At 65.2% G+C, this 13,005-nt stretch carries 15 protein-coding genes and 1 riboswitch; of the genes, 2 read left to right on the top strand and 13 right to left on the bottom strand.

Annotated elements, in window-relative coordinates:
* The 8 genes from AC5RWX_RS23725 to AC5RWX_RS23690 all read right to left on the bottom strand — a co-directional run.
* A partial coding sequence (locus AC5RWX_RS23725) for a fluoride efflux transporter FluC (protein WP_494098749.1) occupies window positions 1-400 on the bottom strand: 400 nt, incomplete at its 3' end.
* The gene (locus tag AC5RWX_RS23720) at window positions 401-1,114 is read right to left on the bottom strand and encodes a metal-dependent transcriptional regulator (protein ID WP_494098748.1); all 714 of its coding nucleotides are present in this window, start codon (window positions 1,112-1,114) and stop codon (window positions 401-403) included.
* Window positions 1,115-1,145: 31 nt separating this feature from the next.
* Window positions 1,146-1,904, bottom strand: coding sequence for a class I SAM-dependent methyltransferase (locus AC5RWX_RS23715; protein ID WP_494098747.1), 759 nt, complete (start codon window positions 1,902-1,904; stop codon window positions 1,146-1,148).
* 105 nt (window positions 1,905-2,009) lie between these two features.
* Window positions 2,010-3,449 (bottom strand): aminotransferase class V-fold PLP-dependent enzyme, encoded by a 1,440-nt coding sequence (locus tag AC5RWX_RS23710; RefSeq protein WP_494098746.1) that lies wholly within the window; start codon window positions 3,447-3,449, stop codon window positions 2,010-2,012.
* A gap of 36 nt (window positions 3,450-3,485) precedes the next feature.
* Window positions 3,486-3,599: riboswitch (SAM riboswitch) on the bottom strand.
* Between the two features lie 154 nt (window positions 3,600-3,753).
* Window positions 3,754-4,566 carry a histidinol-phosphatase gene (hisN, locus tag AC5RWX_RS23705; protein ID WP_494098745.1) on the bottom strand — a complete coding sequence of 271 codons (813 nt, stop codon included), beginning with the start codon at window positions 4,564-4,566 and terminating at the stop codon, window positions 3,754-3,756.
* Between the two features lie 49 nt (window positions 4,567-4,615).
* A complete protein-coding gene (gene rsgA / locus AC5RWX_RS23700; RefSeq protein ID WP_494098744.1) occupies window positions 4,616-5,731 on the bottom strand; it encodes a ribosome small subunit-dependent GTPase A in 1,116 nt (371 codons plus the stop codon).
* Entirely contained in the window at window positions 5,715-7,106 is a 1,392-nt protein-coding gene (gene aroA / locus AC5RWX_RS23695) for a 3-phosphoshikimate 1-carboxyvinyltransferase (protein WP_494098743.1), read from the bottom strand. Before aroA ends, rsgA begins: the two co-directional genes overlap by 17 nt.
* Window positions 7,107-7,113: 7 nt before the next feature.
* On the bottom strand, window positions 7,114-7,662 hold the full coding sequence (locus tag AC5RWX_RS23690; RefSeq protein ID WP_494098742.1) for a DoxX family protein: 549 nt from the start codon (window positions 7,660-7,662) through the stop codon (window positions 7,114-7,116).
* Between the two features lie 206 nt (window positions 7,663-7,868).
* Here AC5RWX_RS23690 and AC5RWX_RS23685 point away from each other — a divergent pair, with 206 nt between their 5' ends.
* On the top strand, window positions 7,869-8,714 hold the full coding sequence (locus AC5RWX_RS23685; RefSeq protein ID WP_494098750.1) for a sigma-70 family RNA polymerase sigma factor: 846 nt from the start codon (window positions 7,869-7,871) through the stop codon (window positions 8,712-8,714).
* The gene (rsrA, locus tag AC5RWX_RS23680; RefSeq protein ID WP_494098741.1) at window positions 8,711-8,971 is read left to right on the top strand and encodes a mycothiol system anti-sigma-R factor; all 261 of its coding nucleotides are present in this window, start codon (window positions 8,711-8,713) and stop codon (window positions 8,969-8,971) included. The genes AC5RWX_RS23685 and rsrA overlap by 4 nt, the downstream gene beginning before the upstream one ends.
* Before the next feature lie 120 nt (window positions 8,972-9,091).
* Here the strand turns inward: rsrA and AC5RWX_RS23675 are convergent, their stop codons facing one another.
* The 5 genes from AC5RWX_RS23675 to AC5RWX_RS23655 form a co-directional block, all read right to left on the bottom strand.
* Window positions 9,092-9,166 (bottom strand): 50S ribosomal protein bL37, encoded by a 75-nt coding sequence (locus AC5RWX_RS23675; RefSeq protein WP_369299106.1) that lies wholly within the window; start codon window positions 9,164-9,166, stop codon window positions 9,092-9,094.
* A gap of 123 nt (window positions 9,167-9,289) precedes the next feature.
* Window positions 9,290-9,907 (bottom strand): PadR family transcriptional regulator, encoded by a 618-nt coding sequence (locus AC5RWX_RS23670; protein ID WP_494098740.1) that lies wholly within the window; start codon window positions 9,905-9,907, stop codon window positions 9,290-9,292.
* Window positions 9,907-10,734 carry a DUF4097 family beta strand repeat-containing protein gene (locus tag AC5RWX_RS23665; protein WP_494098739.1) on the bottom strand — a complete coding sequence of 276 codons (828 nt, stop codon included), beginning with the start codon at window positions 10,732-10,734 and terminating at the stop codon, window positions 9,907-9,909. Before AC5RWX_RS23665 ends, AC5RWX_RS23670 begins: the two co-directional genes overlap by 1 nt.
* 87 nt (window positions 10,735-10,821) lie before the next feature.
* Window positions 10,822-11,421, bottom strand: a complete 600-nt coding sequence (locus AC5RWX_RS23660; RefSeq protein WP_494098738.1) for a GDSL-type esterase/lipase family protein — start codon at window positions 11,419-11,421, stop codon at window positions 10,822-10,824.
* A gap of 140 nt (window positions 11,422-11,561) precedes the next feature.
* Window positions 11,562-13,005: 2-oxoglutarate dehydrogenase component E1 family protein (locus AC5RWX_RS23655; RefSeq protein ID WP_494098737.1), on the bottom strand; the 1,444-nt coding region annotated here is incomplete at its 5' end.

Raw genomic sequence — 13,005 nt, 5'->3', positions numbered from 1 at the left:
AACCGGCCACCAGCTTCCCGCAGCGCCAACCCAGGCCCGCCGCCGCCAGCCCCAGAAGCGCTGACAGCGCCAGGTAGGCTGCCCAAGCCATATGCTCGCCGGCGCGTGCCAACTGGTCTACGGAAAACACCACGGCAGAGAAGGTGGTGAAGGACCCCAGCAGGCCAGGTCCCAGTCCGGCCCGTAACCAGAACGCGGTTTTCGGGCGGGCCATCCAGATTGTGGTCAAAGCAGCCAGGATGAAACTGCCGCCGACGTTGATCAACAGCGTGGCCCACGGAACCGCGCCGGGAAGGTCCGGAAACGCCAGCCCCAGTCCATAGCGCAACTCAGTGCCGACGAAGCCTCCGGCGGCGACAGCGAGCCAGGCGCGGCCCGCCGGCATTCCCGCCGGCTTCATTCAGCTGTCTCCCAGCAGGCAGCCCGGGTGGGTATGGTCGCTGTGCACCCACAGGGCTGACGTGATTTCATCGGCCAGGTCGTAATCCCTGGTCCGGCTCGAGTTCCTGATCCGCACCACCAGGGCGCCGCCGAAGGGCTTACGGCCTACAACCTCCACTTCGGCATCGAGGCCTATCTCCTCGGCAGAAAGATAGCGGAGAAGCTCCGGGTTTTCATCGCTGATCCGGGTGATCCTGCCGGTGTGCCCCTGGTCCAGCTCACCCATCAGGTGGGCGCGGGGCATCAGCACTTCCCCGTCGGCGGTGGGAATGGGGTCCCCATGCGGATCCCGTCGCGGGTTTCCGAGTTTTTCCGCAACCCGCTCAATAAACGTGTCTGAGACGGCGTGTTCCAGCAGCTCGGCTTCGTCATGGACCTCGTCCCAGCTGTAGCCCAGCTGCTGGACAAGGTAGGTCTCAATCAGGCGGTGGCGGCGCACCATGGAGAGGGCCAGCCGGACTCCGGCGTCCGTCAGCGTGATGGCGCTGTAGGGCTTATGGTCAACCAGGCCTTGGTCCTTCAGCTTGCGGACCATTTCGGAAACCGAGGAATTGGCGACGCCGAGGCGTTGCGCAAGCTGGGAAGACGTGATGGCCTTGTCCTGCCATTCCGTGAAGGAGTAGATGACCTTGACGTAATCCTCGATGGAGGAGGAGGGCGCGCTGGTCTTCACAGCTCCCAGCCTACCCGTTCCCGGTTCACCGTCACGCCTTGAAGGCCCGCCAGGTAAGGGTCAGATACGGCAGTTCGAGCTCTTCATCCAGGCTGTGGCCCAGGTGGTCGTGGAGGTACCAGTCCAGGTTGGCCAGCACCTTGGCCCGGGTGGTTTCGCTGGCCCGCAGGTAGTAGCTTCTCGACTTCGTGAGCTCCACGAGGCCGGTAGTGCTGACGCGGTCCTGCCAGTGGGTGACGTGACCCTCAAGCCCGCGGAACTCGGGCCCCACGAGCGGCCGGAAGCCTGGCTTGTACACATCCCCTGCGTGCATGATCCGGGAGAGCCGGTGGACCCAGGGGACGGATGTATCCAGCTGGTTCCAGATCAGGCCCAGCGTCCCGTGCGGGCGGAGGACTCGGGCCAGTTCGGTGCTTGCTGCCAGGGCGTCGCACCAGTGCCAGGCCTGGGCAACGCTTACGACGTCGAAGGCTTGGGCAGGCATGCACGTCGCCTCCGCTGTGGCCCTGACTGCCGTTGCCGCGGGATAGTGCACCCGTAACTGCTCGAGCATGTCCGCGGAGGGGTCCACCGCCGTCACGGCCAGGCCCATGTCCAGCAGCAGCCCAGTGAACTTTCCGGTGCCGGCACCGGCATCCAGCGCATCACGGGCGCCTGCAGGCACCAGCCAATGGACTGCTTCTTCCGGGTAGCCGGGACGGACCTGCTGGTAGTGCCGGCCGCCGTCCTGGAAGCTCTGGCCGAGCTCGCGCCGCCGTCCTTGATCAAGCCTGGGGCCACCCCGTACCAAGTGTGGCCTCCTTCGTCCGATGCCCTTGGGTATCCTTCGAATTTACCGCACCCGCTGTAGAGGCAAGATCAGTAAGTCAGTGCGAACCCATAGCGGGCACGAGGCTCAGTCGTCGATGCAGGGAGCCGCCCCGGCGGTTCCCGGAGTGTTGGGTGCCCAGTGCGGGTAGGTCCGGGTGTCGTTGGCGGGAACCCACCGTCCCGCGTCCACGACGTAGTCCCACCCCAGGCCGTTGCGGCGCAGCGAGTCGATTCCGGCAAGGAGCCGTTCTGCGTCCTCAAGGCGTGAGCCGACGCCGAAACTTGCACGAAGGGAGCCGGAAGGAAGCCCCAGCCGCTTCAACAGCGGGTGCGCGCAGAACCGTCCGTCCCGCAGGCCAACGCCGTGCTCAGCGGACAGGTAGGCGGCCACGAGTCCGGCGTCGTAGCCTTCCACCGAGAAGTTGACCACGCCGATCGTGTCCGTGTCCGGGTTGGTGTCCTTGAAGATCTGGTGCACGGTCACGCCGTCGATCTTCTGCAGGCCTTCCACCAGGAAGGAGCGGATGGCCGACTCGTGCGCATGCCACTGTTCCTGGTCCAGCCCGGCGATCACCTGGGTGGCGCGGGCCAGGGTGGCTGCGCCAAGGACGTTGGGCGAGCCACCCTCATGGCGGGCCGGGCCAGTGGCCCAGCTGACGCCGTCGAGCCTTGCTTCCTTCACCGCGCCGCCGCCGGCGAGATGGGGCGTTCCGGCGTCGAGCCAGTCCGCGCGGCCCACCAGCACGCCGGTACCGAACGGCGCGTAGAGCTTGTGGCCGGAGAAGGCCAGGTAGTCGACGCCGTCCGCGGCGATATTCACGCGGCGGTGCGGTGCGAGCTGGGCCGCGTCAACCACGATCCTTGCGCCGTATTCGTGGGCTAGTGAAGCGAGAGCCCGGATGGGAAGAATCTCACCCGTGACGTTGGAGGCGCCGGTGACGGCGAGCAGGCTCACACCGCCCTGCTCCAGCTCCGCACGGACGGACTCGATGGTCCCGGCGATAGAGTCAGCGGCAACGATGCTCCGGTGGGGAACACCCTGCCACGGCAGCAGGTTCGCGTGGTGTTCGATGTCCAGGTACAGGACGTCGCCGTCCGGATGACCGTCCGTGGCAGGCAGGCAACCAGCCAGCAGGTTGAGGGAGTCGGTGGTGTTGCGCGTGAAAATCACCGAATCGTCAGGGCGGCCGCCGACAAATTCCCGGACGATGCTGCGTGCGTTCTCGTAAACGGACGTGCTGATCTGGGAAGCGTAACCGGCGCCGCGGTGCACACTCGCGTAGAAGGGCAGGATCTCGTTGAGGTAGGCCGAGACTACCGAAAGGGCAGGAGCCGAGGCACCATAGTCGAGGTTTGCATACCGCACGTGCCCGCCGGCGATCAGGGGCGCCTGGATTTCCGCACCCGTGACCGCAGCAAGGGGACGGTTGGCAACAGCGCGGCGGGCATCAAAGAGGACAGCGGCTTCAGCCTGAATGGTGTCGGGCTGGGCGGCGGCGTTGGGGGAGACAGTGGCAGTTGTCACAGAGACCTCACATCGAAAAGGACTCCCTGCTCCGGGAATCCGCGCTTGCCGCATCCGTTCCGGACCGGCCTGGTCGTCACCCGGGGCACCCCACCGCGGTTGGAGGGTTGCCGGCCAGCAAACCGGGGTTTCGCGCTGGCACTCGTGACCTGGTTAAGAGCGTAGGACATGGGGTAGGAAGGTTTGAAGCCGGCTCGAATGTTAAGCACTTTGTTACGCTGGCTGAAAAGTGCTGCTTCAGCCGAAGAAACGGCGGCCGGCGCCTCCTGCAGGAGCCGTCCGCCGCTCATTGTTCGGAAAGTGCTTAGAGAAGATCATCCAAGTCGGGGTTCAACCTGCGGAGCACCTCGGAGTGCAGGATGGAGTTCGTGGCCAGCGCATTGCCGCCGAACGGTCCGTCCTCCCCTTCGAGGGAGGTGAACCGGCCGCCCGCTTCGACCACGATCGGCACGAGTGCCGCCATGTCGTAAAGGTTGAGTTCGGGTTCGCAGGCTATGTCCACCGCGCCTTCGGCCACCATGCAGTAGGACCAGAAATCGCCGAATGCCCGGGTCCGCCACACGTCCTCAGTAAGGCCCAGGAAGTTGTCCAGGTTCCCGCGTTCCTTCCACCCGCCCAGGCTGGAGTAGGACAACGAAGCATCCGCAAGGTTGGCGACATTCGAGACGCGGAGCCGGGTGGCAGCAGCCAGCGACCGTCCCATGTAGGCGCCCATGCCCTTGGCCGCCCACCAGCGCTTGCCCAGGGCCGGGGCGCTGACCACTCCAACAACGGGCTCGCCCTCATCCACCAAAGCGATCAGGGTGGCCCAGACGGGGACGCCACGGACGAAGTTCTTGGTGCCGTCGATGGGGTCGATGATCCAGCGGCGGGACCCGTGGCCGGTGCTGCCGAACTCTTCACCGAGTACGGCATCGCGCGGACGGGAGCGGGACAACTGGCCGCGGATGGCCTCTTCCGCAGCCTTGTCCGCGTCGGTGACCGGCGTCAAGTCGGGCTTGGTCTCCACCTGGAGGTCCTGGGCCTTGAAGCGGCTCATGGTCTGGTCATCCACGGAATCTGCCAGGACGTGCGCCAGGCGCAGGTCATCGTTGTAGCTTGAAGCGGGTTGGATCATGGTTACAAAACTACCGTCTGCGCGCGGTTCTGCTGGGAGATCGGCACCGTCAGTTGACGCTGCCGAGTTCCTTCGCCTCCTGCGCCTCCATCCGGGGGTCGGTACCCAGAAGGCGCCGCAGGGATGCCAGGCGCGCTTCCCCGGTGGCGCCGGCATGCCCGCCCGCCACCCAGGCGTCAAGGCCGCAGTTCACGGCCGTGGCGGTGTGCTTGCAGCCACGTTCGCAGTCCTCGATGCCGGGGGAGAGGTCCGGGAAGGAGCGCAGGATCCGGTCCGGGTCCACGTAGGCCAGGCCGAAGGAACGGATGCCCGGGGTGTCGATAATCCAGCTGCCGGCGGGTGCGTCCGCCAGCCGCAGGGCCAACGCTGACGACGACGTGTGCCGGCCCCGCCCCGTTACCGCATTGACCCCGCCGGTGGCACGTTCGGCCCCCGTCAGCGCGTTCACCATGGTCGATTTGCCGACGCCTGAGTGCCCCAGCATGACGGTCACCTTTCCGTCCAGGTAGCCGCGGAGCTCCGCGACGGCCCTGCTGTCCAGGCGCGCGGACAGGCCGTCGTCCGAGCGGGCATCGATCCCCGAAGCGGTGGAGTCGGCCGTCCGGCTGATGATCACGGGGAGGTCGAGGTGCGTGTAGTTGGACAGCAGCTCCGCTGGATCCTTGACGTCCGCCTTGGTGACCAACAGGATCGGCTCGATCCCGGCGTCGTACGCCGCCACCAGGGCACGGTCGATGAAGCCGGTGCGGGGCTCGGGGTTGGCAGCAGCCACCACAACCACGAGTTGGTCCGCGTTGGCCACCACGGCCCGTTCCACGGGATCGGTGTCATCCGCGCTGCGGCGCAGGAGGGTCCTGCGGTCCTGGATCTTGACCAGTCGGGCCAGGGTGTCCGGCTCCCCGGAGACGTCGCCCACGAGGGAGACGAAATCGCCCGCCACTACCGGATTGCGGCGGAGCTCCCGCGCCCTCGCTGCAATGACCACCCGTTCGTTGCCGGAGTCCTCATCCACCACAGCCGTATACCTGCCGCGGTCAACGGTGATGATGCGTCCCGTCACGGCGTCGTCATGGCTGGGCCGGTCCTTGGTACGGGGACGGGAGCCCTTTTTGCTGGGCCGGATGCGGACATCCGATTCATCCCAGGAATCAGTGCTCCGCGCCACCGGTAGAACCTTCCGTACCGGTAGCGGAGGGTCCTGCCTGGGCGAGCATGTCTGCCCATAGCCGGGGAAAGTCCGGCATGGTTTTGGCGGTAGTGGCGATGTCCTCCACCTTCACGCCCTCCACTGCCAAACCCAGGATGGCCCCGGCGGTGGCCATCCGGTGGTCGGCGTAACTGCGGACGACGCCGGCGTGCAGTTTTGCGGGCCGGATCACCAGGCCGTCGCTGGTCTCCTCGGCATCACCACCAAGGCGGTTGATTTCAGTGACCAGCGCGGCCAGCCTGTCGGTTTCGTGCCCGCGCAGGTGTGCAATCCCGCTGAGCCGGGACGGCCCGCTGGCCAGGGCACACAGCGCAGCGACCGTCGGGGCCAGCTCGCTGGTGTCCGCGAAATCCGCGCCCTTGATTTCCGGTCCGCCGGTCACGGTTAGGACGCCGTCGCGCAGGCTGACTTCCGCGCCCATGTCGGTCAAGATGGACCGCCAAAGATCTCCCACCTGCTGCGTATGTTCGGGCCAGCCGGGAACCCGCACCGTTCCCCCGGAGGCCAGGGCCGCGGCAAGGAACGGGCCGGCGTTGGACAGGTCCTGCTCAATCCGCTGGTCGAAGGCCTGGATGGGCCCAGGGGCAACAACCCAGTGGTTGGGAACCGAATCGTCAACAACAACACCGGCGGCCCGCAGGACAGCGACGGTCATATTGATGTGGTCGAGGCTCGGTACAGGTTTCCCTACGTGCTCAAGGTGCAGGCCCTCGGTGAACCGTGCCCCCACGAGGAGAAGCGCCGAAACGAACTGTGAGGAGGCGCTGGCATCGATGACCAAATGTCCGCCGCGTACTTCTCCGGTGCCTTCCACTGCAAACGGCAGTGACGACGGCGGGCCGCCACCTTCAGCGGAAACGGCCACTCCCAGCGCCTTGAGTGCTTCGATGATGGTTCCCATCGGCCGCTTCCGGGCGTGCGGGTCGCCGTCGAACAGGCTGGCGCCGTTCCGCAGCGCCGCCAGCGGCGGAACAAACCGCATGACGGTGCCCGCAAGGCCGCAGTCGATCCTGGTGGAAGCCGATGCAGCATCCGCCGGCAGCGGCAGGACCTCCAGGTCTGGCCCGAACGCCCCGTCTCCCGGCACCTCGGTGATGGTGGCCCCCAGCTGCCGGAGCGCGTCAATCATCAGCGCGGAATCCCTGGAGTGCAGCGGCGCGCGCAAACGCGACGGGCCGTTGGCCAAGGCGGCGAGGACCAGGTACCGGTTGGTCAGCGACTTAGAACCGGGCACCGTGATGGTGGCATCCACTGGACGGGAGGCGAAGGGGGCGGGCCAGGGGGGGAGGGACGTTCCGGAGTTGTCCTGGGTGGTGGCGGGCTCGGCGGTCATGTCCTGCTTATGCTCCCGTGGCCTGTTCAACGGCGCGGCGGACCACCTTATCGGCCTTGGAGAGCTTTTTGTTGGTGGTCTTCCTGGCATCCGCGGCAAGGTGGGCGGCGCCCTTCCGTGCGTCGGCAGCAAGGTGCTCCGCGCGCCACGCCAGTCCCGGCTTGCCTGCCGTGTCAACGGAAGCAAGCAGGGCACCGCCGCTCAATGAAAGGTTCTTGAGCAGCTGATTGCGGCGGTTCCCGCGGCCTTCCTTGCTGCTGATGTCCGCGCTGCGCCACTCGACAAAAGTGTTGAGAAGGGAAATGACGGTCAGCACAGTGGCTGAAAGCCGCGAAAACTTCCCGAACCCAAAGAGGACGCCTGCACCCACCTGCGTGCCACCAATCACCCGTGCCAGCGTCTTCTCGTCAGTACGGAACGGCAGCGCCGCCGTTGCCTTGCTCAGCAGGGGTGACAACTGTTGGGCGGTGTCATCGGCGTTCTTGAGCTTATCCATTCCGGCGAGTACAAAACTGGAAGCCAGCATGGGACGGGCAAGTGTGCGGACAAAGGACATGGATTTCCTCCTGGATGGACGAACCGCGTCGGCTGCGGCGAAGTCCGTTCTAGTCTTGCACTTTTGGGGAATATTTGCCCAAGGCCCGGGGTTATGGATGCTGGGTCCGCGAGAGCCGGACCCGAACCACAAAGCACCGGACAACAGAGCGGAGTTGGGCCTTGAGGCGGGTGTTGGAAGAAATTGACGCGGCAGTCCCAGTGGCAATGCACCCGTTCGAGGACGAACCCCCCGAGTACGGCTCGCCGCGTGCGCGCAGCCTGACAGTAGACTTGAAGGCAATGAGCACCTTGGATCCGGCCGTTTCGGCCATGTATGAGGCTTCCCAAAGCGAAGCCAAGAGCAGCGCTGACGCCCGGCCCGGGCCTGCAGAGCCAACGACAAAATCCCTGCAGCCCGAAGCGGATACCACCGAAGAGGTGGTTGAGCTTTCCACGGAATCTGCTGAGGAGCGCCGCGTCCGGTTTGAACGCGACGCGATGCAGTATGTGGACCAGCTTTACTCGGCGGCGATGCGCATGGCCCGGAACCCTGCCGACGCGGAGGACCTCGTCCAGGAGGCCTACACCAAGGCCTTTTCCGCGTTTCACCAGTACAAGCCCGGAACCAACCTCAAGGCGTGGCTCTACCGGATTCTGACAAACACCTATATCAACCTGTACCGGAAACGGCAGCGCGAGCCGCTCCAGTCCAACTCGGACACCATCGAGGACTGGCAGTTGGCGCGCGCTGAATCACACACCTCCAGGGGGCTCCGCTCCGCTGAGGCAGAGGCGCTGGATCACCTGCCCGATTCGGACGTCAAGCGCGCGCTCCAGAACATCCCCGAAGAGTTCCGCCTGGCGGTCTATTTCGCAGACGTCGAGGGCTTCGCGTACAAGGAAATTTCAGACATCATGAACACGCCCATCGGCACAGTGATGTCCCGGCTCCACCGCGGCCGGAGAATGTTGCGGGACATGCTCGGGGAGTACGCCGCCGAGCGGGGATTCAAAACGGCCGCACGTCCGCAGGACGCGGCGGAAAGCACACAACAGGAGAACAGGAAATGAGCGACTGCCAGGGATTGGGCGACTGCGACGACACCCGGATGCAACGCATCTATGAGTATCTGGACGGTGCCTTGACCCGTGAGGACATCACGGAAATAAAGACCCACCTCGATGACTGCCCCGAGTGCGCGGAGCAGTACGACCTGGAGTGCGTCATCCGCAACATGGTCAAGCGTTCCTGCACTGAGGCTGCTCCCGAGAACCTCAAGAACGCCATCCTGGACCGGATCCATGCTATTCGGCCGGTGGACGCCTAGCCCGCGCCAGTAGTCCAGCAGCCAACCAGGGCGACGATCCCGTCAATAAATACAAAGGACCCCGGAAGCCGAATAGCTTCCGGGGTCCTTTGCTGTGAACCGTAGTACCTGGCATTTTGCCTAGGTGTTGGGGCGCTTCCCGTGGTTCGCGCCGCCACGCTTACGGTCACGACGCTTGCGTGCACGCTTGCTCATAGCTGGCCTCCTTACTGTTGGTACTCAAAAGAGCTGCCCTCAAGTCTCGCACATGATGCGGCACCCCGCGAACCGGCGACCACCTCGTGACCTGCGGTGCAATGTGCGGTTTCGGCGCGGCGGCTACTTTTCGAGGAGGGAGTTCCGGACGGCGATGCGGGCCTGTTCCAACACCGTCCTGAGTGTTTCCAGGACCACCGGACTGAGCGGCTGCTTGCCTGCCTGCAGCCGCAGCTCGGTCCGGAGCTCATCACGGAAGACCTGGAGCATCGTCTCGGCTTCCTTCAGGGAACGCCTGCTCTCGGCTGCCGACCTGCCGCTGGAGGCGGCGGAGTCAACCGAACCGGCGGCGGCCCGGGCCGCCTCCGCCGTTGCTGCAAGGTCAGCCCGCAACCCGCGCATATTGCTGCGGATGTCTTCGCGGAGGTTGTCTGCCAGCCGCCGTACGGAGGCGGAAATCTCGTTCTCCACCGCCGCCAGTTCTTCGCGGCGCAGGTTCAACTCTGCCAATCCGGCAGGCGTAATGCGGTAGTTGGTGCGGCGTCCGGCCGACTCCGTGGCCACCAAGCCCTCTTCCTCGAGTTTCCCCAACCGAGGGTATATGGTGCCCGCGCTGGGGGAGTAGGTGCCGCCAAACCGATCCTTGAGCGCCTTGATGAGATCGTAGCCATGCTTCGGACCGGACTCCAGCAGGGACAGAAGGTAAAGCCGCAGGGCACCGTGGGCGAAGACGGCGGGCATTAGGGCCGTTCTTCCGCATTCCCGGATGGTCCACTGTGGACGATGGACGTTGTGCCTGACACGGAATTGGTCCTGACCAGCATGAGTTTGGTGTCCGGACCGGCGATTGTTTCCACCCTGCCCCCGGGCACGTGGTACTTCTGGTGGTCAATCACCACCGTTCCGCTGGCCGATTTAGCCACGATATCCACGCCGACGTCGTGGGGGATTCGGATGGTGAGGTTTCCCGATACTGAGTTTGCGCCGAAGTCCTGGGTGAAGCCCAGCAGGTCGAAACTCATTCCGCCGCTGACCGTGTTGGCCCGGATGTGGCTGAAGTTGCCGGAGGCCGTCACCTCTCCGGAGACGGTCTTGGCAGTAAGGACGCCGGTGTGATCGCGGGCAGCCACCTCGCCGCTGACGGTGTTGACGTGCAGTTCACCGTCCGTGCCGTCGGCCATCACAGAACCGGAGACAGTGTTCAGGCGCGTTCGGCCCGCCGTCCCGGACACGAGGCCGTCACCGCTGACGGTGCCTGCCTCAACCTCAACCGTCGCCGGAACCGCAATGCTGATGACTGCGTAGTTCTCGCTGCTGTGGTTGACCGTTCCCATCAGGTTCTTGAACCAGCCCTGGGGCCCGTGCAGCTGGTGACGGACTTCCAGCCGGCCGTCCTCCAGCGAGACCGCAACGGGGTCGCCCTGGACCTCGGAAATCTCTATTCGGGTGACTGGCTCGTGGTGCGCCACCACGTCGAAGCGGCCTCGCACCATGCCCAACTTCAGGGACGTCACCGAGTCGACGTCGATGGTCTGCGAGCTCGTGACATCCCAGGTTTGCTCAGTCATAGGTCCTCCCAGACGATATATCGCGTGACGGGATCCAACCTACTGCAGGAGCGGGCCGAGGTCAAGATATATCGCGAATCCCGTCTACTACTCGGGGACGGCCAACCCCAGCCACTGGAACCAGCCACGGTGCAGTACCAGCCAGGCCATCAGCCCGTAGCCGGCCTGCCCTGGCGTGCCGCCGTTCGCGGCCAGGTCCTGGCGCCACTGTTCGTGGTTGAGGAGGGGAGAAAAAGTATCCACATACAGATGCTTGCGGCGCGTGGTCACATCAGCGAACGCAGTGTTCAACTCGTCCAGCCGGCGGTTCTGCGCAGGGTCCAGGGTGGGTGGTGGCCCCACCACAAAGACCCCCAGGCGGTTCTGTGACGCCGAGTCCAGGATGTTGGCCAGGTTGAGCCGGCTGCGGGCGGTGGAAAGTCCGAACTCGATATCCCGGCCGGACAGGCCTATCACCAGGCGATTCTCGGCCTGGTCGCTGAACCGCCTGCCGGCCTCGTCCATCCAGCGGGCGGCCAGGCCTTCCGTGCCTTCCTGCGGACAGGGGAGGGCGTAGCTTTCCAGGAGCACGCCATCCTGGGGAGTGCGGGCCAAGACGCGGCCCAGCCAGCCGAGCGCCCGGGGGTCACCCAGACCGGCCAGCAATTCATCTCCTACAGCTGCGATACGCAGCTTCCTGTCTTCCACACGTTCCTCTTAACTTCGGTGCTGGCTGCCCGTCGCCACCCGGACCACATAGGGGATCGGGCCGGCGCTGTCCATCCCATTAAACAGAACTGCCCGGCCGGAGTCTGGTATTTCGACGTCCGGCCGGGCAGCCTTACGGGTTACTTCCGCGCAAATGCCTGTTTCAGAAGGGCATCCTGCTCCGCGGCGTGGCGCTTCATGGAGCCGGCGGCCGTCGAGGCCGAAGCCGGACGCGACACCAGGCGGACCCTCCGGTCAAGGGCATCCGGGAGGTTCAGGCCAATGAACGGCCACGGCCCCTGGTTGGCGGGCTCGTCCTGCGCCCAGACAACCTCGGCGTTCGGGTACTTGGCCAGCTCGGCTGCGATCTCCGCGTGCGGCAGCGGGTAAAGCTGCTCCACCCGGACGATCGCGGTCGTCTTGTCATTGGTCTTCTGCCGGGTAGACAGGAGGTCGTAATAGAGGCGGCCCGAGACCAACAGAACGCGTTCGACGGCGTCTGCGGCCAGCTGCTCATGCTCACCGATGACAGGCCGGAACCCGCCGTTTGTGAAGTCCTCCACGGACGACGCGGCAGCCTTGAGGCGCAGGAGCTGCTTGGGCGTGAAGATGATCAACGGCTTCCGCGGCCGGCTGTACGCCTGGCGGCGCAGCAGGTGGAAGTGCGAAGCCGCCGTGGTGGGGTTGGCCACGATCATGTTCTCTTCGGCGCACATCTGCAGGAAGCGCTCAATCCTCGCGGAGGAGTGGTCCGGGCCCTGGCCCTCGTAGCCGTGCGGAAGCATCAACACCAGGGACGAGCGCTGGCCCCACTTCTGCTCGGCGGAGGAAATGAATTCGTCAATGACGATCTGGGCGCCGTTTACGAAGTCGCCGAACTGGGCTTCCCACAGGACGAGGGCGTCAGGGCGCTCCACCGAGTAGCCGTATTCGAAGCCCATGGCAGCGTATTCAGACAGCAGTGAATCGTAGATCCACAGCTTGGCCTGGTCATCGGAGAGGTTGCCCAGCGGCAGCCATTCCTTGCCGTTGGCGCGGTCGTGGAAGACGGCGTGGCGCTGGACGAACGTGCCGCGGCGTGAGTCCTGGCCCGCCAGGCGCACCGGCACGCCTTCCATGATGAGGGAGCCAAAGGCTGCGATCTCGCCGAAGCCCCAGTCGATGCCGCCTTCGCGGGACATCTGTTCACGCTTCTCCAGCAGCTGCTTGAGCTTGGCGTGGACGGTAAACCCGTCAGGGATTTCCAGGTGCGCCTTGCCGATCCGGGCCAGGGTGTCTGCCGGGATGGCGGTGGACACGGGGGAGTTGGTGCTGGAGTCGGACTGCTGGGCGATAGGCCGCTCAATGTCGGACACCGCTGCGGAATCCGCCGTGACGATCGGAATCGGGGATGTCTGGGCAGCATGGGTCTCGGCAAAGACCCGCTCCAGCCGTTCCTGGTAATCGCGGAGCAGCTGCTCGGCTTCTTCTTCGGTGATGTCGCCACGGCCGATCAGCGACTCGGTGTAAAGCTTGCGCACTGAACGCTTGGCTTCGATCAGGTTGTACATCAGCGGCTGGGTCATCGAAGGGTCGTCGCCCTCG

Source organism: Arthrobacter sp. SPT-J7 (assembly GCF_059089965.1).
This window is presented reverse-complemented; position numbering and strand designations above follow the sequence as displayed.